This window comes from Pseudaminobacter soli (ex Li et al. 2025), from assembly GCF_029892515.1.
Lineage (GTDB): Bacteria > Pseudomonadota > Alphaproteobacteria > Rhizobiales > Rhizobiaceae > Pseudaminobacter > Pseudaminobacter soli_A.
Genome location: NZ_JARXVF010000009.1, coordinates 106,978 through 124,711, shown reverse-complemented (window position 1 = coordinate 124,711; position 17,734 = coordinate 106,978). Strand labels below are relative to the sequence as shown.

Below are 17,734 nucleotides of genomic sequence, written 5' to 3'. Positions count from 1 at the left end.
AGTTTCGCTAAATCGTGTGACGCCCGTATGAATGTGAACTTATTTTGCAGCCGAAGATCGTCATGAACCTCGCTCAGCTTCGCGCCTTCCACTCCGTTGCCAGCCATCGCACCTTCTCTGCCGCCGCCCAGGCGTTGGGGGTGAGCCAGCCGGCTATCACCCAGCATGTGAAATCTTTGGAGGACGCAGTCGGGACCAGGCTTTTCGTTCGCACAGCCGCCGGGGTGGAACTGACACCCGACGCCCTGGACCTGCTGCCAAGGGTCAGGCAGGTCATCCTCATGCTCGATGACATCGCGGCACGGGTGGACGGGGCGCGCAGCTTGGCCGTCGGGCACCTGGCAATCGGCCTATGTGCACCCTATGTGGCCATGCCCATTCTGGAACGGTTTACCACCGCACATCCGGGCGTTCGGCTGGACGTGCGGCTGGAAAACTCCAGCAGCCTGCTAGACCTCGTTGCGCAGAACAGGGTCGACGTCGCCATCGTGACCATGCCGACGTCGCACCCGGATTTCGCCTGCGATCTCCTGGTCTGTCAGCAGGTGCAAATCCTTGTGCACGAGGGGCACCCCTGGTGGGACCGCAGTCACATCAAGGCTCACGAGCTTGTCAGCCAGCGCCTTGTGACACGCGAGGCCGGCTCAATGACACGGCAACTGTTCGAGACGGCTCTGGCGAGCCACTCCATTGAAATCTCACCACATCTGGTTCTCGGCAGCAGAGAGGCCGTGAAGGAGGCCGTCGCAGCAAGGGTCGGCATTGGTATCGTGCTCGATCAGGAATTGGGACGCGATCCGCGGCTGCGTGCGATCCCCATCTCCGATGTTCGGATTGCGGCAGGCGAGTATCTGGTCGCACGGCGGGAAGCTCGCGGGTTGGGTGCCGTGGCCGTCTTTGCTGCAATGGCACTCGATGTGTTCAAGGACGCAGGCACGTCAAACCTCTTCCGGCGTGGGACGATGTTCTAGTCTTCACCCGGTTTGCGCGCGCGTTGAATGCCTCACGCTTCAGATTGAGTCATCTTCAGAAATGTCCGCACCGCGGCGCTAGCGCGATTTGCCTCCCGGCGCTGCGCGAGCCGTCACACCGAACTGTAGCTGCCACCCTATACTGGTGCCCGCATAGACTCATTGCGGTCGGCGGAAATCCGGTCATTCGTTCTATTGGCGAAGGCTAAAGGCACATCCGCATGGAGCCGTTTGCCGAATGTCCGCTTCAGCCAAATATGTTCCAAAAGCGAACTGACGGCTTCCGGCCCCGGACCGGACAAGGCTCGAACGTCGATAGTTGGTGGTCCGCTATTGTGTTTCGCATGCGGCAAAGGGGACATGAGTGACATTGCGGACGTGCATTAGGCGGACCGCTGGCGAACGTCATCGCTTGCCGCCTGGAATGGGTGCATGCGCTTCCCTGGTGTCGCGAGACGGCTTTTGTGCCCGCTTCCGATATTCCTGAGCCGCTCGCTTCTGGCCCGCGTCCACCTTCTCCGCCAGCCCCATGCCTAACGGTGGCTTGCGGTTTTCGGCGGCTTTATCAGAAAAATCGTCGTTCGGATCGGGGCCGGTAACGGGCTGCGGTTTGCGCGCCCCGGTGTGGTACTCAGGCTTCCTGGTCATGACAAATGCTCCGGGGGCCCATCAATGGTGAGCGCGGTGTTCGGCATTCCGCTTAAGCGTCGCTGCCGCCTTCTTGGCAGCGCTCGGCGGCTGATCTTGAAGCAGAGGCGCGTCCACCGCCTCACCGCCCTTATGCGCTGCGGGATTGCTAGTGAGTTTGCCACAGCCCGAACCGCCTGGCTTCTTGCCGCCGGCGTCGTCCTTGTTGACTGTGGCCCAGGCCCGGCGCTCGGCTTCCTTCTCGGAGACGCCGCGCTTTTCGTAGCTCTCTGCGATATGGTCTGCCTTGCGCTCCTTGGTAGTCAGAACGCTCCTGCAAGGAGCATAATAGCTCCGATTAGGATTAGGAGAACGCCAATCCAGTTTTGAGCGCGGCCTGGGCAACGTATGCTTCGGTGCGAAGGCTCTAACGTCTGGCCCGCTACTGGATCGGTGTGACTTTCGCTTAGTCGGCCTCGGTTGATCATCGACCACGCCAGCACCACAACGCCGCAAAGGACCAGTAAGGCGCCGAACCACATGACTGCTTGCTCCACCCAAGTGAGCCGTGGGCAGAGGGAACAACGCAGCGATCGTGAACGGGGTTCCTTGAGTGGCTACGATGGCACACGGCGCTGCGCCACAATTTGGCCAGGAAGAGGAACCGGGAAAGAGACTCCCTTCTCACCGTCCTGTCGAGCCCGGCTGGCACGGCCGGCAACTAGGACGTAGACTCGCGTGCCCGTAGACGGTCCTTGGCGATGTTCTGCAACCCGTGACAAAACCCGAAGATCGGCCGAGCGCGTCATGTCTGCGTGCGCCTAACCGGTGTGGCCGCGGCGGAGGGACACTGAAGGCGGCGCTTCAAAACTATCGGCCCGGATGCGGCGGGTCCTGGACTATATTGACCGGCATCTTGACAATGATCTGGACCTCGAAACGGTGAGCGGTGTTGCAGCCTTCTCGAAGTTTCATTTCCACCGGCAGTTTACGTCGACCTTCGGGTTGTCCGTGCAACCCTATGTCCCGCTTGCCCGTACGAAGGGCGCTTCGTGCCGGGCCGCTCAAATGCCGTAGGAATCTAAGGCGCAAAATCCCCCGACTCTTTTATGGCGGCAGGAATCACGCCTAGCGACGGTGTCACTCCATTCTTTCCGGGACCTCACCCGATTTCGTGACCGCTGACATGCGGTGCCCACCCAAGGACAGCAGCGCCCAGATGACAAAGACCGTCACGAGACCCAGCAAGATCCATTAAGGTCACCGACGACGGCCGCGGTCTCGCCCACGGTCTGATCTTAATCTAACCCCCGGTTCCCCAACCTTCAATCACCGAAAGGATAGGACATTGATAAATCATGCGGGCCGGATCGGCGTTGCGGCTCGACTTCATCGGTGACATCGAGGCCCCCAAGGGCTACGGCACGATCTAGGAAGGGCCCACCCTTACAGCTTCGCGCCGCGTAGGATTCTCCCTGGCCTTTTAGCGTGGCACGTCATCCTTATAGTTGCGCCGACCGGGCGGAAGCGCGACCCCGACGCGTCGGCGCGAGAACCGACCGCCTTTGGAAAGATTGTCGAGGATCACTTCAGCCGCGTCTTCGTATGAGATGGTCAACTCTGGCACTTTTTTATACAGGCCTGGGTCAGCTTTACCACCGCCATCCTCAGCAACCGTTAAGGGCGAGACTGCCCTGCACCTAATCGGTTGGTCACCCCACCATGGGAACAAGCTGGTCAATGGACTTCTTGGCATCGCCGTAAAGCATGCGGGTGTTGTCCTTGAAGAACAGCGAGTTCTCGATGCCGGAATAGCCGGTTCCCTGGCCGCGTTTGGAAACGAACACGGTCTTGGCTTTCCACACTTCCAGCACCGGCATGCCAGCGATCGGGCTTGCGGCATCTTCCTGGGCCGCCGGGTTCACGATGTCGTTGGAACCGATCACGATGACGACGTCGGTGCTGGGGAAGTCATCGTTGATCTCGTCCATTTCCAACACGATGTCGTAGGGTACTTTCGCCTCGGCCAGGAGCACATTCATGTGGCCCGGCAAGCGGCCGGCGACCGGGTGGATGGCGAAGCGCACCTCCTTGCCCGCGGCGCGCAGTTTGCGGGTCAGTTCGCTGACCGACTGCTGCGCCTGGCTGACCGCCATGCCGTAGCCCGGCACGATGATGACGCTCTCGGCCTCATTAAGGGTCGCTGCCACGCCGTCGGTGTCTATGGCGACCTGCTCGCCCTCGATCTGAGTCGTCGATTGCTGCGGGCCGCCGAAGCCGCCGAGGATCACCGAGACGAAGGAGCGGTTCATCGCCTTGCACATGATGTAGCTGAGGATCGCACCGGACGAGCCGACCAGTGCGCCGGTGACGATCAGGAGGTCGTTGCCCAGCGTGAAGCCGATAGCCGCTGCCGCCCAGCCCGAATAGCTGTTGAGCATCGACACCACCACCGGCATATCGGCACCACCGATCCCCATGATCAGGTGCCAACCGATGAAACCGGCAAAGACGGCGATCAAGATCAGCGCCGTGACGCTGGGGGCCGTGATTCCGGCTCCCGTGCAGTAGGCGACGCCGAGAGCGAGGCAGATCAGCGCCGCACCCGCATTGAGGGCGTGGCCACCCGGATACTTCTTCGACTTGCCGTCAATTTTGCCGGCCAACTTGCCGAAGGCAACGATCGAGCCGGTGAAGGTGACGGCGCCGATGAAGATCCCCAGGAAGACCTCGACCTTCAGCATGGCAATCTCGGCGGACGTCTTGTGCGCGAGGACGGCGGCGAAGCCAGTGAAGTTCTCCGCGGCACCGGAACCGCGGATGGCGATGACATCCACCAATGTGAGTTCCGCGTTAATGCCAATGAAGACCGCGGCGAGGCCGACGCAGGAATGCAAGGCGGCTACGAGTTGCGGCATCTCGGTCATCTGCACGCGGTTGGCGGCAAACCAGCCAGCGAGCGCACCGACGGCGATCATCGCCACTGTTAAATACCAATTGCCTGCGCCGGCCCCATAGAGGGTGGCGAACACGGCGAGCGCCATGCCGATGATGCCATACCAGACGGCGCGCTTGGCGCTTTCCTGTCCCGACAGGCCGCCGAGCGACAGGATGAACAAGATCGCGGCGACGACATAGATTGCGGATGTGAGCCCGTATTCCATGTTGGCCCCTTACGACTTCTGGAACATGGCGAGCATTCGCCGGGTGACAAGGAAGCCGCCGACAATGTTGATCGTGGCGATCAGTACCGAGATGGCGGAGAGGACGACGACCGTCCGAGAGCCGAGCCCGATCTGCAGGAGCGCGCCCAGGATGATGATGCCGGAAATCGCGTTGGTGACGGCCATCAGGGGCGTGTGCAGCGAATGTCTGACGTTCCAGATCACCTGGAAACCGACGAAGCAGGCGAGCACGAAGACGATAAAGTGACTCAGGAAGCTCGGTGGGGCATAAAGGCCGACGATCAGCATCAACACCGCGCCAATGCCGAGCAGGCTGAACTGCGAACGGGTTTGCGCCTTAAAATCTGCGAGCTCCCTGGCCCGGCGCTCCTCAGCTGTGGTCTCCTTGGTTTTTGCCTTCGGCTTTTGTGCGGCGATGGCGGCGACCTTTGGCGACGGCGGCGGGAAGGTGATCGCCCCATTATGCGTGACCGTCGCGCCGCGGATCACGTCATCTTCCATATTGTGGTTGACGATGCCGTCCTTGCCGGGCGTGAGGTCGGCAATGAAATGCCGGATGTTGTTGGCGTAGAGCTCCGAGGCCTGTGCGCCCATTCGGCTCGGGAAATCCGTGTATCCGACGACGGTGACCCCGTTGTCGGTGACGATCTTTTCGTTCGGAACCGTCAGATCGCAATTGCCGCCGCGCTCGGCAGCCAGATCCACGACGACCGAGCCGGTCTTCATGGCGGCCACCATGTCGGCGGTCCAGAGCTTAGGAGCGTCGCGGCCCGGGATCAGCGCCGTTGTGATGACCACGTCGACCTCAGGTGCCTGGGAGCGGAACAGTTCGAGCTGCTTGGCGCGAAATGCGGGAGATGACGGCGCCGCATAGCCGCCCGTCGAAGCGCCGTCCTGCTGGTCGGAGAAGTCGAGGAACAGGAATTCGCCGCCCATCGATTCAATCTGCTCGGCCACTTCCGGCCGCACGTCGAAGGCGCGGACGATGGCGCCGAGACTGCGCGCGGCGCCAATCGCGGCCAGGCCCGCGACGCCGGCGCCGATGACCAGCACCTTGGCCGGCGGCACCTTGCCGGCGGCCGTTACCTGGCCGGTGAAGAAGCGCCCAAAATTGTTGGCCGCCTCGATGACCGCTCGGTAGCCGGCGATGTTGGCCATCGAGGACAACGCATCCATCTTCTGCGCGCGGCTGATGCGCGGCACCATGTCCATGGCGATTGCGGTCACGCCCAGCTCTCCGGCGAGCTTCAGCAGCGCCTCGTTTTGTCCGGGATAGAAGAAGGAGAGCAGCGTTTGCCCGTTTTTCATGCGCCTTAGTTCGACTTCGTCTGGCTGGCGTACCTTCACCACCGTATCGACAGCCTTGACGAGATCGGCGGCGGACCGTGCCACCATGACGCCCGCCTTCTCGTAGTCGGCGTCGCTGAAACCCGCGGCGATGCCTGCGCCGGCCTCAACGAAGACCTCATGGCCGAGCTTGGCGAGATGCAGGGCCGAAGATGGTGTCACCGCGACCCTCGTTTCCCCTGCGGATATTTCTTTTAACGCACCAATCTTCACTTAGACTACTTCCTCCTAGCGCTCTTCGGGAGCACAGCAGCGGCTCGATGTGGGAGCGGGAAAACGGTTGGAAATGAACAAAGGCGTGAGGTGTTTACCTCACTCGAACTCCAGGATGAGTTCATCGACGTCGAGGCTGGTCCCAGTCTTCGCCGCAATCCTTCTGACAATTCCATCGCGCTCGGCGCGTAGCACGTTCTCCATCTTCATGGCTTCCACCGTGGCCAGCGCCTGACCGGCCTCGACCGGCTCACCCTCGCGGACGGCGATCGAGGTGACCACGCCCGGCATCGGGCAAAGCAGCATCTTGGACGTGTCCGGCGGCAGCTTCTGCGGCATCAGCCGGGCCAGTTCGGCAACGCGCGGCGAGCGCACGTAGGCCTGAACGTCGATGCCGCGCCAGCGCAGCCGCAAGGCGGAGTTCACCGGTGCAACCTTGATCCCCATCCGCGCTGCGCCAACGGCGAAGACCGCATGGCTCGCGCCGGGCTGCCAGTCGCTGGTGACCACAAGCGAGCCGCCGTCGGCGAATTCGACCAGCGAGCCATCGCCCTGCGCGCGCACCGTCACGGCCAGCTCGTGCGCGGGAAGGGTTACGACCCAGTCTTGTCCAACCTTGCGCTGATGGTTTGCGAGCGTGCCGGAGATCTGAATGTTGCGTGTCTCGCAGCAGAGATTGACATGCGCGGCGACGGCGGCGAGCAGCCTGGCGTCCTCCGGCGACGGCGCAACGCCGGCAAAGCCGTGCGGATACTCCTCGGCGATGAAGGCGGTGGTCAGCGCACCTTGGCGGAAGCGAGGATGCGCCATCACCGCCGACAGGAACGGCAGATTGTGGCCGATGCCCTCGATTTCGAAGTCATCGAGGGCGCGGCCCATGGCCTCGATCGCCGCGGCACGGGCGGGCGCCCCTTCTCCCGGCGCAAAGGCGCACAGCTTGGCGATCATCGGGTCGTAATACATCGAGATCTCGCCGCCCTCGAAGACGCCGGTGTCACTACGCACCACGCTGCCGTCGTCGCGCCTGCCCTCAAGCGGCGGGCGATAGCGCGTCAGGCGGCCGATCGACGGCAGGAAGTTGCGATACGGGTCCTCGGCATAAAGCCGGCTTTCGACGGCCCAGCCGCTCAGCCTCACGTTGTTCTGTGTGATGCGCAGCTTCTCGCCGGCAGCGACGCGGATCATCTCCTCGACCAGGTCGATGCCGGTGATCAGCTCGGTCACCGGATGCTCGACCTGCAGCCGCGTGTTCATTTCGAGGAAGTAGAAGTTGCGCGCGCAGTCGACGATGAACTCGACCGTGCCCGCGGAGAAGTAGCCCACCGCCTTGCCGAGCGCCACCGCCTGCTCACCCATCGCCTTGCGGGTGGTGGCGTCGAGGAACGGCGACGGCGCCTCCTCGATGACCTTTTGGTTGCGGCGCTGGATCGAGCATTCGCGCTCGCCGAGATAGATCAGATTGCCGTGCTGATCGCCCAGCAGCTGGATTTCAATGTGGCGCGGCTGGGTGACGAACTTTTCGATGAAGATGCGGTCGTCGCCGAAGGACGACTTCGCCTCGTTGCGCGACGACTGGAAACCTTCGCGCGCGTCGGCGTCGTTCCAGGCGATGCGCATGCCCTTGCCGCCGCCGCCGGCGGATGCCTTGATCATCACCGGATAGCCGATCCCCGCAGCGATCCGGACCGCCTCGTCGGCGTTCTCGATCAGCCCCATGTGGCCGGGCACCGTCGAAACGCCGGCGCTGGCGGCGATGCGCTTGGAGGTGATCTTGTCGCCCATCGCCTCGATCGCCACCGGCGGCGGGCCGATGAAGGCTACGCCCGCGGCCTGCAGCGCCTCCGCAAAATGCGTGTTCTCCGACAGGAAGCCATAGCCGGGATGCACGGCGTCCGCCCCGGTCTGGCGGATCGCGGCGAGGATCTTGTCGATGACGATGTAGGACTGGCTGGACGGCGGCGGGCCGATATGCACCGCCTCATCCGCCATCTTCACATGCAGCGCCCCGCGGTCGGCGTCGGAATAGACGGCGACCGTGGCGATGCCGAGCTTCTTGGCCGTCTTGATGACCCGGCAGGCGATCTCGCCGCGATTGGCGATCAGGATTTTCTTGAACATCTCAGACCTCAGAGCGGGATCGTGTCGTGTTTCTTCCAGCGCGTTTCGACGCTCTTGCCACGCAGCGCGGCGAAGGCGCGGGCAATGCGGCGGCGCGAGGAATGCGGCATGATCACCTCATCGATAAAGCCGCGCTCGGCGGCGATGAACGGCGTGGCGAAGCGCTCCTCATATTCGCGCGTGCGTTCGGCGATCCGTGCCGGATCGTCGAGTTCGGAGCGGTAGAGGATCTCGGCCGCCCCTTTGGCGCCCATCACCGCGATCTCCGCCGTCGGCCAGGCATAGTTGACGTCGGCGCCGATATGTTTCGACGCCATGACGTCATAGGCGCCGCCATAGGCCTTGCGGGTGATCAGCGTCACCATCGGCACCGTCGCCTGCGCATAGGCGAACAACAGCTTGGCGCCGTGCTTGATGACGCCGCCATATTCCTGGCTCGTGCCCGGCAGGAAGCCGGGCACGTCGACAAGCGTGAGGATCGGGATGGAAAAGGCGTCGCAAAAGCGCACGAAGCGTGCGGCCTTGCGCGAGGCATCGATGTCGAGGCAACCGGCCAGCACCATCGGCTGGTTGGCGACCACGCCCACTGTCTGGCCTTCGATGCGCATAAAACCGGTGATGATGTTTTTGGCGAAGGCTTCCTGGATTTCGAAGAAGTCGCCCTCGTCGGCAATCGCCAGGATCAGCTCGTGCATGTCGTAGGGCTTGTTGGCCGCGCCCGGGATCAGCGTGTCGAGCCGCAGTTCGGCGCGGGACGGATCGTCGTGGAACGGCCGCAGCGGTGGCTTGTCGCGATTGTTGAGCGGCAGGAAATCAAACAGCCGGCGCACCTGCTCCAGCGCCTCGATGTCGTTGTCATATGCGCCGTCGGCGACCGACGATTTTTGCGTGTGCGTGCGCGCGCCGCCCAGTTCCTCGGCGCTGACCACTTCGTTGGTGACCGTCTTCACCACGTCCGGCCCGGTCACGAACATGTAGGAGCTGTCGCGCACCATGAAGATGAAGTCGGTCATCGCCGGCGAATAGACCGCGCCGCCGGCGCAGGGGCCCATGATCAGCGAAATCTGCGGCACCACGCCCGAGGCATCGACATTGCGCTTGAAGACGTCGGCATAGCCGGCGAGCGCGGCGACGCCCTCCTGGATACGGGCGCCGCCGCTGTCGTTGACGCCGATCACCGGCGCGCCGTTCTTCACCGCCATGTCCATGATCTTGCAGATCTTCCGCGCATGGGTCTCGGACAGCGAGCCGCCCAGCACGGTGAAGTCCTGCGAAAAGACATAGACCAGGCGGCCATTGATGGTGCCCCAGCCGGTGACGACGCCGTCGCCCGCCACCTTTTGGCTCTCCATGCCGAAATCGGTGGCGCGGTGGGTGACATACATGTCGTATTCCTCGAACGAGCCCGCATCGAGGAGCACGTCGAGGCGCTCGCGCGCGGTGAGCTTGCCCTTGGCGTGCTGGGCGTCGATGCGCCGCTGGCCGCCACCGAGGCGAGCTTCGGCGCGACGGGCTTCGAGTTGTTCTTGGATGGTACGCATTAGCAAAACCTTTGGTCCCAGGTCGACGCCACTCGGCCCAAATACGAAAGCGATAAGCACGGCCTTGATGACAGTACCAACTCGTCGTACCCAGTAATCGCGCACGGCGGCAAAGTGACGTTGTGAGCGTCTCGACATCACGACTGATCACTTGGTCGAGAATAAGCAGCGGCCGTCTGCGCCGGCCGCTGCGCTTATGTGCGCTCAGCCCGAAATGGCAGCAATCAGCTGGATTTCGACCGGGGCGTTTCCGGGCAAGGTAGCTACGCCGATAGCCGCGCGACTGCCGATGCCAGCCTCGCCGAGCTCCTCGTGCAGAAAGGCCGATGCAAAATCTGCTAGTCGAGAATGGAGCGTAAAGCCCGCCTCCGCTGCGATGAAGACCGAAAGGCTCGGTACGGAGGCGATCTGCTCGCCTGCCGTAAGTCGGTTCCGCGCGGCAGTGAGTGCGTTGCGGGTCGCGAGAACTACCGCTTCCCGCCAGTACTCCACTGGTTCGCCCACCTGAACGGGTCCCGTGAAGAGCAGTGCTCCGTCCTGCCGCGGCGTCATGCCGGAGGTGAAGATCAGATTGCCGAGCCGCGTGGCTGGCAGATACTGGCCTTGCGGCACGGGCGACTTTGAGGGGAACTCGCTGCTCATGCGCGATACCGTCCGACGAGTTCGACCGTACGCTCGACCGCCTTCACGGCCGCTGCGTGGTCTTGCGAGAAGTTCAGCCGAACGCTGTTCGCGGAATGTGGGCCGAATTCAGTACCGGGCGTTACGATGACGCCGGCCTGAAGCCGCAGGATGCGCACGAAGTCCACAGGGGACACGGCAAGTTCTGGTAGGCTCGGGAAGAGGTAGCTACCAGCCTGCGGGGCGCGGGCTTCGATACCCTCGACGGCTCGCAGAACCTTAAGCAGATCGTCACGGATGGCCTGATGCAGGCGGATACGCTCGTCCATCCAGCCTTCCGGCTCTGAGAACCATGTCTGCAGCACTGCTTGGTTGTAACCTGCAGCGCGCAGCGAGACGATGGCTTGCAGCTTTTCCATGCGCTCGATGAGCTTCGGTGCGCCGAAGGCCACGCCAAGCCGGTAGCCGCTCAGCGATTCCGTTTTGGACGGACCCATGATGGTGATCACGTTTGCCGGGTCGATGCCTGTCGCGCGCAGGTGGGTGTAGGCGACATCGGAATAGCGCAAGCGTGAGTAAAGCTGGTCCGCAATCACGGTCGCGCCATATTTGCCCGCCAGCGCGGCGATCTGATGAATCTCGGCCTCCGAATAAACAACACCTGCCGGGTTGTTCGGGTTGGAGAAGACGAAGACCTTCGCGCCCTGGCGGAAGGCATCTTCCAACTGGGCGAGGTCAAGGCCCGCTTCGGCATCCGACTTAAGATAGTCGAGCCGTACGGGAACGATCTCGCCCTCAAAGAACTCGACCAGCTTGCGGTTGGCGAAATAGTCGGGTTGAACAATGGCTACCTTGTCCCCGCGCGCGACCGTGCTGGCGACGGCGAGGAACAGAGCCCCCTGCGTGCCGGGCGTCAGGATCATCCCATCCGCATCGACCGGGGCGCCGGTGAAGGCGGCCAGTTTGCCTGCCAATTCTTCACGAATTTGGCTGGCGCCGCGATATTCGGTGTAGGCCTGTCGCCCGCCGCGGCGGACACCCTCGGCGAACACTTCAAAGGCGCCAGGCGTGGGAGTGAAGGCATCGACATCGCCGTGCGAGAAATCGACGGGCACGCCTGAAAGGGTCTCGCCACGCAGCAGGGTATGTAGGTCGCTCGTCGTCTGGCGCACCTCCTGGCCGGGAGCGTTGTCGGTGCCGAGCTTGCTGAATTTGTCCTGAACGGACATCGGGGAACTCCTTTAGATCGAGGACGGGAACTGAGGCGAATAGCCCGTTGGCACCTGTTGTAGATCGCAGCAACAGATAGTAAAATCTCTGTTCTCGTAGCATCAGAAGATAGAAAATATGACGTATGGACATACGCTTTCTAGAGAGCTTCGTTGAAGTCGCCGATTGTGACTCCATCGCCGAGGCCGCTCGGCGGCTGAATCTAACCCCAGCGGCAGTCGCGCAGCGACTGAAGGCACTCGAGCAGGAACTGGGGCATACATTGGTCGCCAGGGCAGGGCGGACGGTACGCCCTACGGCCTCAGGTCTTGCAGTACTGCAGAAGGCCCGTAAGCTGATTGAGGAGGCGCGGGACCTGCGCGCGATAGCCGCAAATGACCTACCCGCCGGAGAATTGCGGCTCGGCTCGACAGCAACAGGGTTGACCGGCCTTTTGCCTGAGGTCATTGCCTCGATGAGCCAGCGCTACCCGCGGATCGAGTTCTTCATTCGACCGGGGGCTTCCATGGACCTCTACCACAGCGTCCTATCGGAAGAAATCGATGCTGCTGTCGTTGTGCAGCCACCATTCCAAATTCCGAAATCAATTGAGTGGATGACTCTTCGCGAGGAACCGCTTGTCTTGATCACGCCTGAGGAAATGGAGGCCAGTTGCCTCGAGGAAGCCATCAGTACTGCGCGGTTCATCCGTTACGACCGAAACCAGTGGGGCGGGCAGATCGTGGACGGTTACCTGCGGCAGCATAGACTAAAGGTCCGCGAATGGCTGGAGCTTGACGCGCTCGACTCCATTGCCGCGCTGGTCAGTAGAGGGCTTGGGGTCGCCATCGTGCCGGATTGGTCGCCGCCCTGGCCTGAAGGGTTGCGGCTGCGCAAGATTTTGCTTGCCGATGGCAAACACCGCAAGGTGGGCGTGCTTTGGCGACGCTCCGGCCCCAGGATCGTGGCTATTCGCGCCTTCGTCGAGACCTGCGGCGCAACCCGTTGGTAGAAGGTTGCGCCGAGCAGAAGTGACCGGGTCGGAAACTCGCTTCAGTGAGGCCAACAGAAGTCGATTAGTCTGCTGGCATAAACCGGAATGAAGCCTATGCCTTGGTCAAGTGATGGGGGTGACCAGACTGCTGAGGCCATCAATGTCGACCCGCACGGTCTGGCCTCGCTCCACCGCGCCAACTCCGGCAGGGGTGCCCGTGTAAATCAGATCGCCGGGTTTCAGCGTTACCGAAGCGGACAGTGCCGATATGATCTCGTCTACAGACCAAATCATATCGGAAAGGTCGGCCTCCTGGCGCTGCACGCCGTCGACCGAAAGGGCGATCCGCCCCCGGGCGAGATGGCCGACGGCAGCGGCCGGAGAAAGCGCACCGCAGGCCGCCGAGAAGTCGAAACCTTTGGCAAGATCCCAAGGACGTCCGAGCTCTTTCGCCACAGCCTGCAAATCGCGCCGTGTGAAGTCGTTGCCTGCCGCATAACCCCAGATGTGTCCCAGCGCGGCTTCCTGGGAAATATTGTGGCCGCCAGTCCCGAGCGCAACCACCAGTTCGGCCTCGAAATGAAGGTTGCCGGTCTGCGGTGGATAGGGCAGGCCTTGCCCGTCAGTTAGCAGTGCATCCGCTGGCTTCGAAAAGAAGAACGGGGGCTCGCGGTCCGGATCATGGCCGAATTCGCGAGCATGTTCAGCATAGTTGCGTCCGACGCACCAGATGCGCCGCACCGGGAAACGCGCAGTCGTTCCCGCCACGGGAAGCGAAGGTTGGGTAGGTGGTGGAACTACGAAATCCATCTCAGTTCTCAGCAATAGGTCAGCGGATGGTCATGGTCCGGGGCAGGTCGGACAGCGGTTCGACCCCCGTTTCCGTGACAATCACAGTTTCCGACGCGCCCACGGTATAGGCACCGTAGCTGCGAAGCGTGGCCGGCAAATGGAAGACCATCCCGGGCTCCAACGGGCGTGACACGTCGGAAAAGAGCGACAGGATCGCCCCTTCGCCCCAGTCCGGGGCGAAAGCCGCACCCATGGAATATCCAATGCGTTTGCGGAAGGCGGCCGTATATCCTGCCGCGTCGATCACTCTCTGAGCCGCGTTGTGCGCGGCCGCGCAGGGCTCGCCCGGCCGCATGGCCGTCAGTGCGGCGTCCAGCGCCCGCAACGCGGTATCCATCATCGTCTGAACCTCGGCCGGCGGAGGTCCTATCCAAACGCTGCGCATCAGCGCGGCGTGATAGCGATCGTGACTGGCGGCGAGTTCGAGGAAGACGCCGTCTCCCGCGTTCATTCTGCGCCGCCGCCAAGTGGCGTGCGGAATGCCCGAGCGCGGACCAGATGAGACTAGCGGCTCCATGGCCATTGCCTCGGAGCCTGAGGAGATGGCGGCAGCCATCATCGCGGCCGTCACGCCATTTTCGTTTGCACCGTCGTGACAGGCCTCGATCGCGGCAACCATGCCGTCCTGCGCATAAGCGGCGGCGCACCGGATCGCGTCCAGCTCGGCCGGCGACTTGACTGCCCGCAGCCCCTCGACCAGGCCCGAGCCATCCGAAATCCGAATTGGCACCAACGCGGCAGCAATCCGCTCCGACAGTGCCTGGCTGACGAACCAGCTGTTCCGCTCGACCGCCAGATGGCGATAGCCCAACTCCGCTATCAGCGCGCCAAGTGCCTGTGCCGGATCCTCGCCATCTTGCCAGGCACGGATATCCGTCAGCCATGTCGAGGCGCGTGCGCCCGTCATCTCCAGTTGTCGAACCAGCAGGACGGGCTCGCCCGAAAGCGGCACCAAAAGGGTCTGAAACGCAAAGTAGCCGGCGGTCTGTCGGCCCGTCGCCCAGAAGATGTTCTCGGGCCCGGTCAGCATGAGCGCCTCTGCTCCGGTAAGGCTGAGCGCCCTCTGGATCATGGCGATGCGTTGCTCGAACTCGGCGGCGGGAAACACCGCCTGACTGCCAGTCAGCCCGTCAGGCAAGCCATAGGACGAGGTCGCGGCGCAAAGCGAAGCTTGGGGCATTTCATCTTTCTCGAATGGTAATGTCAGCGTGAGAGCCAGCCCAGGAATCGGGCTCGAACATTCTCGAAGTGCAGACTCATCGCAGCTCTGGCCGCTACACCGTCACCGGCGGCGATTGCGTCGATCACGGCGATATGTTCGCGCGCCTGATCCGCGAAGCTGTCATGGGTGCGGGTAATCGTGCAGCGTCTTGCGATAGCGCGCTGCTCGGCAAGTATGGCCGGCAGCAATTCCAGCCGCGCAGCGCGTGCAACGGCAAGATGGAACTTGTCGTCCTCGGCCCAGAAGTCGTCGAAGGCAACATTGCGCCCATTGGCGTAGGCCGTCATGACTTCCCGCAACCCGGCCAGTTCAGCAGTCAAACCGAACTCAGCGGCGCGGGCCGCAGCGGCGCTTTCAAGCGCCTGGCGCAGTTGCACGATCTCAATCAATTGCTCGACGGAGACGGAGCGCACCAGCAGGACGCCATTCTGAAGCCGGCTGATGACGTGTTCCCTCTCCAGGCGCGACAGGGCCGAGCGCAGCGGCGTGCGCGAAATGCCCTGCTGCTCGGCAAGCTCGCGCTCGGAGAGGACAGTGTCGGGCTTGATCCGGCCCTGAAGGATGTCTTGTTTGATTCGGCTGTAAGCCGCCTGCGCGAGCGTCTCTGAACTCATTAGCCCCCCTCCTGGCATATGGATTCATGCACGGATTCCACGGCAAGGGCGAGGTCTTCCAGGTGCATTCCTTCGTCAGGACAATGACTGCCGTTCCAATTGCGGATGAACACCATGACGCTATCCCAACCCGCGGCGGCAAAAGCCGCTGCATCGTGTCCTCCGCCTGAGAGCATGCGGCGCGGTTTGTCGCCCCGCGCCTCCGCGCCGCGTGCCACGAAATCCGCCATGGCAGGGGAAAGTTGCGCCGGCTGGCTGCGGCTCTGCTGGCCGAGATCGAAGCTAATGCCCGGGCGAGCCGCCTCAATGCGGGCGATTTCGACACGGAACCGGCGATCCGCCTCATCGAGGGTGGAAGCGTCAGACGAGCGCATGTCGAGACAGAAGCCTAGCGTTCCTGCAACCTTGGCCATGGCATGGGCGGAACTGGCTGCATCCACTCGGCCGAAGGTCACTGTCAGGTCGGCGCCTTCCGCGAGCATTTCGGCCCAGACCCGATCCATCGCCACGACAAGCTCCGAAAAGGCGACGACGGCGTCCGCCCGTCCCTCATAAGGCGCGGCGCCGGAATGCGCCCAAACCCCGTTCACGCGCGCCGAACGATAGCGCAACCCGCCGCGGATCGCTGTAACAATGCCATAGGGTTCCCCCGCAATGTGCAGGACCGGCCCCTGTTCGATGTGGAATTCAAGGAAGCGAGCCGGCTGCGGCGGCACCAGAGTGGCGACGGCTTCGGGATCATAGCCTTGGTCACGCATATGGTCGGCCAGGCTGCGCTGGGTGTCGACCCGCTTCGCTTCCATCTCTTCGCGGGTGAGGCGTCCGAGTCCGGCGCGGGACCCAACATATGAAACCGGAAACCACACGCTTTCCTCGGCCCGCGTTACGGTCACCACGAGGTCCGCTTCGGGTATGCGGCCTTCCGCCCGCAGCGCGGCGGCGAGCGCCAGCGCGCCGGCAACTCCGGCCTGCCCATCATAGGCCCCGCCTTCTGCGACCGTGTCCAGGTGAGACCCGACGTAGAGCGGCACCACATTGGAGTTGCGGCCTTTCATCCGCGCGAAGAGATTGCCCGCCGCATCGCGAGAGACAGTCAGCCCCAAAGAGAGAGCCTCTTCCTCGATCATCGCATGGGCAGCACTTTCGAGATCACTGTAAGACGGACGGGTCCAGCCCGGCCCCCCAGCCGAAAGTGTGTTTACCCGAGTAATGACGCGCTCGATGGTTGCGCGGATGCTCTGGGCGACAAGGGAGGAACGCCCGGTCATGCCCGAACCTTCCACACTTCAGGGTTAAGGGCGGTCGACGGAAGAGCGCCGGTGAGTGCTGTCATCACATGTCCGGCTGCGGCTTCAGCCACGCGACGAAGCGCATCCTCGGTCGTTGCGCCAAGATGGGGGGTGAAGATCACGTTCGGGAAGGCCGAAAGCGGCCCCGTAGGGGCGCCCGCCGAATAGACATCCAGCGCTGCGCCGCCCAGCCGCCCAGTGAGCAACGCCTCATGCAGGGCGTCTTCATCTACCAGCCCGGCCCGTGCCACATTCACCAGAATGGCTCCGGGCTTCATCAATGCGAGTGCTTCGCGCCCAATCATATGGGATGTTTCGGCCCGCATCGGGGTGTGAAGTGAAATGAGATCTGCCTCTGCGAGCCCCTCAGCGAGGGTGGTGGCACGTGCGTAGCCTCCGACATCCGGAGCCCGAGGGGAATGGACGATGATCCGCATTCCGAAGGCCTGATCCAGCATCCGGCCGACATCACGACCGATAGCGCCCCAGCCGACAATCAACGTCGTTTTGCCCGAAAGCTCCGTAAACCGCGCGGATTCTCGGAAGCCGGCGCGACCCAAGCGTTCGCTGCGGTCACCGGCCGAAATTCCGCGGGCGGCGGCAATCGCCAGGCCGACCGCAAGTTCCGCCACAGAGCGGGCATTCACTCCCGGCGTGTTTGCGACCAGAACGCCTTTCTCAGCAGCCGCATTCTTGTCCACCGAATCGTGCCCGGTGCCGTGGATTACCACGATGCGCAGACGGTCGGCCGCAGCGAAGGCGGCAGCCTTCAGCCCGGCGTCACGGGTAATCACCGCGTCACAACCCGCAATGTGGGCGGCGACGGTCTCCGTTTCCGAGGAAGGGCATAGGACAGGTTCAATCCCATGCTTCCTGAGCAGAATCAGACCGGCCTCATGAATGGGCTGGACGATTAGACATTTCATGATGG

The 17,734-nt window shown here is 62.9% G+C and carries 14 protein-coding genes and 2 pseudogenes; 3 read left to right on the top strand and 13 right to left on the bottom strand.

The annotated features are described in order from the left end of the window. Positions 1 to 44 precede the first annotated feature (44 nt). Positions 45 to 971, top strand: a complete 927-nt coding sequence (locus M2281_RS25910) for a LysR substrate-binding domain-containing protein (RefSeq protein ID WP_280824096.1) — start codon at positions 45 to 47, stop codon at positions 969 to 971. Between the two features lie 405 nt (positions 972 to 1,376). On the opposite strand, the gene M2281_RS25905 is transcribed toward M2281_RS25910, so the two are convergent. After that, positions 1,377 to 1,619, bottom strand: a complete 243-nt coding sequence (locus M2281_RS25905; RefSeq protein ID WP_280824095.1) for a hypothetical protein — start codon at positions 1,617 to 1,619, stop codon at positions 1,377 to 1,379. A gap of 21 nt (positions 1,620 to 1,640) precedes the next feature. Further along, positions 1,641 to 1,925: pseudogene (locus tag M2281_RS29160) on the bottom strand (plasmid stabilization protein). A 523-nt stretch (positions 1,926 to 2,448) separates the two neighbouring features. On the opposite strand from M2281_RS29160, the pseudogene M2281_RS25900 reads away from it, so the two are divergent. After that, positions 2,449 to 2,663: pseudogene (locus M2281_RS25900) on the top strand (AraC family transcriptional regulator); the annotation flags it as partial. 647 nt (positions 2,664 to 3,310) lie between these two features. On the opposite strand, the gene M2281_RS25895 reads toward M2281_RS25900, so the two are convergent. The 6 genes from M2281_RS25895 to M2281_RS25870 all read right to left on the bottom strand — a co-directional run bounded on the left by M2281_RS25895 (position 3,311) and on the right by M2281_RS25870 (position 11,852). Continuing rightward, entirely contained in the window at positions 3,311 to 4,762 is a 1,452-nt protein-coding gene (locus tag M2281_RS25895; RefSeq protein WP_280824094.1) for an NAD(P)(+) transhydrogenase (Re/Si-specific) subunit beta, read from the bottom strand. A 9-nt stretch (positions 4,763 to 4,771) separates the two neighbouring features. After that, on the bottom strand, positions 4,772 to 6,343 hold the full coding sequence (locus tag M2281_RS25890; RefSeq protein ID WP_280824093.1) for a Re/Si-specific NAD(P)(+) transhydrogenase subunit alpha: 1,572 nt from the start codon (positions 6,341 to 6,343) through the stop codon (positions 4,772 to 4,774). A 99-nt stretch (positions 6,344 to 6,442) separates the two neighbouring features. Next, complete coding sequence (locus M2281_RS25885) at positions 6,443 to 8,461, bottom strand: acetyl/propionyl/methylcrotonyl-CoA carboxylase subunit alpha (protein ID WP_280824092.1); 2,019 nt, start codon at positions 8,459 to 8,461, stop codon at positions 6,443 to 6,445. 8 nt (positions 8,462 to 8,469) lie between these two features. Then, entirely contained in the window at positions 8,470 to 10,002 is a 1,533-nt protein-coding gene (locus M2281_RS25880; protein ID WP_280824091.1) for an acyl-CoA carboxylase subunit beta, read from the bottom strand. A 204-nt stretch (positions 10,003 to 10,206) separates the two neighbouring features. Continuing rightward, positions 10,207 to 10,644, bottom strand: coding sequence for a RidA family protein (locus tag M2281_RS25875; RefSeq protein ID WP_280824090.1), 438 nt, complete (start codon positions 10,642 to 10,644; stop codon positions 10,207 to 10,209). Continuing rightward, positions 10,641 to 11,852, bottom strand: a complete 1,212-nt coding sequence (locus M2281_RS25870; RefSeq protein WP_280824089.1) for a pyridoxal phosphate-dependent aminotransferase — start codon at positions 11,850 to 11,852, stop codon at positions 10,641 to 10,643. Before M2281_RS25870 ends, M2281_RS25875 begins: the two co-directional genes overlap by 4 nt. A 125-nt stretch (positions 11,853 to 11,977) precedes the next feature. On the opposite strand from M2281_RS25870, the gene M2281_RS25865 reads away from it, so the two are divergent. Continuing rightward, on the top strand, positions 11,978 to 12,844 hold the full coding sequence (locus M2281_RS25865) for a LysR family transcriptional regulator (RefSeq protein ID WP_280824088.1): 867 nt from the start codon (positions 11,978 to 11,980) through the stop codon (positions 12,842 to 12,844). A 105-nt stretch (positions 12,845 to 12,949) separates the two neighbouring features. Here the strand turns inward: M2281_RS25865 and M2281_RS25860 are convergent, their stop codons facing one another. From M2281_RS25860 to M2281_RS25840, 5 genes are read right to left on the bottom strand one after another with little or no spacing between them, the layout of a single operon-like run. Further along, positions 12,950 to 13,636, bottom strand: coding sequence for a fumarylacetoacetate hydrolase family protein (locus tag M2281_RS25860; RefSeq protein WP_280824087.1), 687 nt, complete (start codon positions 13,634 to 13,636; stop codon positions 12,950 to 12,952). A gap of 19 nt (positions 13,637 to 13,655) precedes the next feature. After that, complete coding sequence (locus tag M2281_RS25855; RefSeq protein WP_280824086.1) at positions 13,656 to 14,858, bottom strand: M24 family metallopeptidase; 1,203 nt, start codon at positions 14,856 to 14,858, stop codon at positions 13,656 to 13,658. Positions 14,859 to 14,881: 23 nt separating this feature from the next. After that, a complete protein-coding gene (locus M2281_RS25850) occupies positions 14,882 to 15,514 on the bottom strand; it encodes a GntR family transcriptional regulator (RefSeq protein ID WP_280824085.1) in 633 nt (210 codons plus the stop codon). Next, positions 15,514 to 16,782, bottom strand: coding sequence for a hydantoinase/carbamoylase family amidase (locus M2281_RS25845; RefSeq protein ID WP_280824084.1), 1,269 nt, complete (start codon positions 16,780 to 16,782; stop codon positions 15,514 to 15,516). Before M2281_RS25845 ends, M2281_RS25850 begins: the two co-directional genes overlap by 1 nt. Then, positions 16,779 to 17,729, bottom strand: coding sequence for a hydroxyacid dehydrogenase (locus tag M2281_RS25840; RefSeq protein WP_280824083.1), 951 nt, complete (start codon positions 17,727 to 17,729; stop codon positions 16,779 to 16,781). Before M2281_RS25840 ends, M2281_RS25845 begins: the two co-directional genes overlap by 4 nt. Positions 17,730 to 17,734 lie beyond the last annotated feature (5 nt).

Bases quoted from the DNA above. Each gene is read 5' to 3' on its own strand.
- M2281_RS25905 (WP_280824095.1), bottom strand. From the start codon at position 1,619: ATGACCAGGAAGCCTGAGTACCACACCGGGGCGCGCAAACCGCAGCCC.
- M2281_RS25870 (WP_280824089.1), bottom strand. From the start codon at position 11,852: ATGTCCGTTCAGGACAAATTCAGCAAGCTCGGCACCGACAACGCTCCC.
- M2281_RS25845 (WP_280824084.1), bottom strand. From the start codon at position 16,782: ATGACCGGGCGTTCCTCCCTTGTCGCCCAGAGCATCCGCGCAACCATC.
- M2281_RS25895 (WP_280824094.1), bottom strand. From the start codon at position 4,762: ATGGAATACGGGCTCACATCCGCAATCTATGTCGTCGCCGCGATCTTG.
- M2281_RS25880 (WP_280824091.1), bottom strand. From the start codon at position 10,002: ATGCGTACCATCCAAGAACAACTCGAAGCCCGTCGCGCCGAAGCTCGC.
- M2281_RS25885 (WP_280824092.1), bottom strand. From the start codon at position 8,461: ATGTTCAAGAAAATCCTGATCGCCAATCGCGGCGAGATCGCCTGCCGG.
- M2281_RS25860 (WP_280824087.1), bottom strand. From the start codon at position 13,636: ATGGATTTCGTAGTTCCACCACCTACCCAACCTTCGCTTCCCGTGGCG.
- M2281_RS25840 (WP_280824083.1), bottom strand. From the start codon at position 17,729: ATGAAATGTCTAATCGTCCAGCCCATTCATGAGGCCGGTCTGATTCTG.
- M2281_RS25865 (WP_280824088.1), top strand. From the start codon at position 11,978: ATGGACATACGCTTTCTAGAGAGCTTCGTTGAAGTCGCCGATTGTGAC.
- M2281_RS25850 (WP_280824085.1), bottom strand. From the start codon at position 15,514: ATGAGTTCAGAGACGCTCGCGCAGGCGGCTTACAGCCGAATCAAACAA.
- M2281_RS25875 (WP_280824090.1), bottom strand. From the start codon at position 10,644: ATGAGCAGCGAGTTCCCCTCAAAGTCGCCCGTGCCGCAAGGCCAGTAT.
- M2281_RS25855 (WP_280824086.1), bottom strand. From the start codon at position 14,858: ATGCCCCAAGCTTCGCTTTGCGCCGCGACCTCGTCCTATGGCTTGCCT.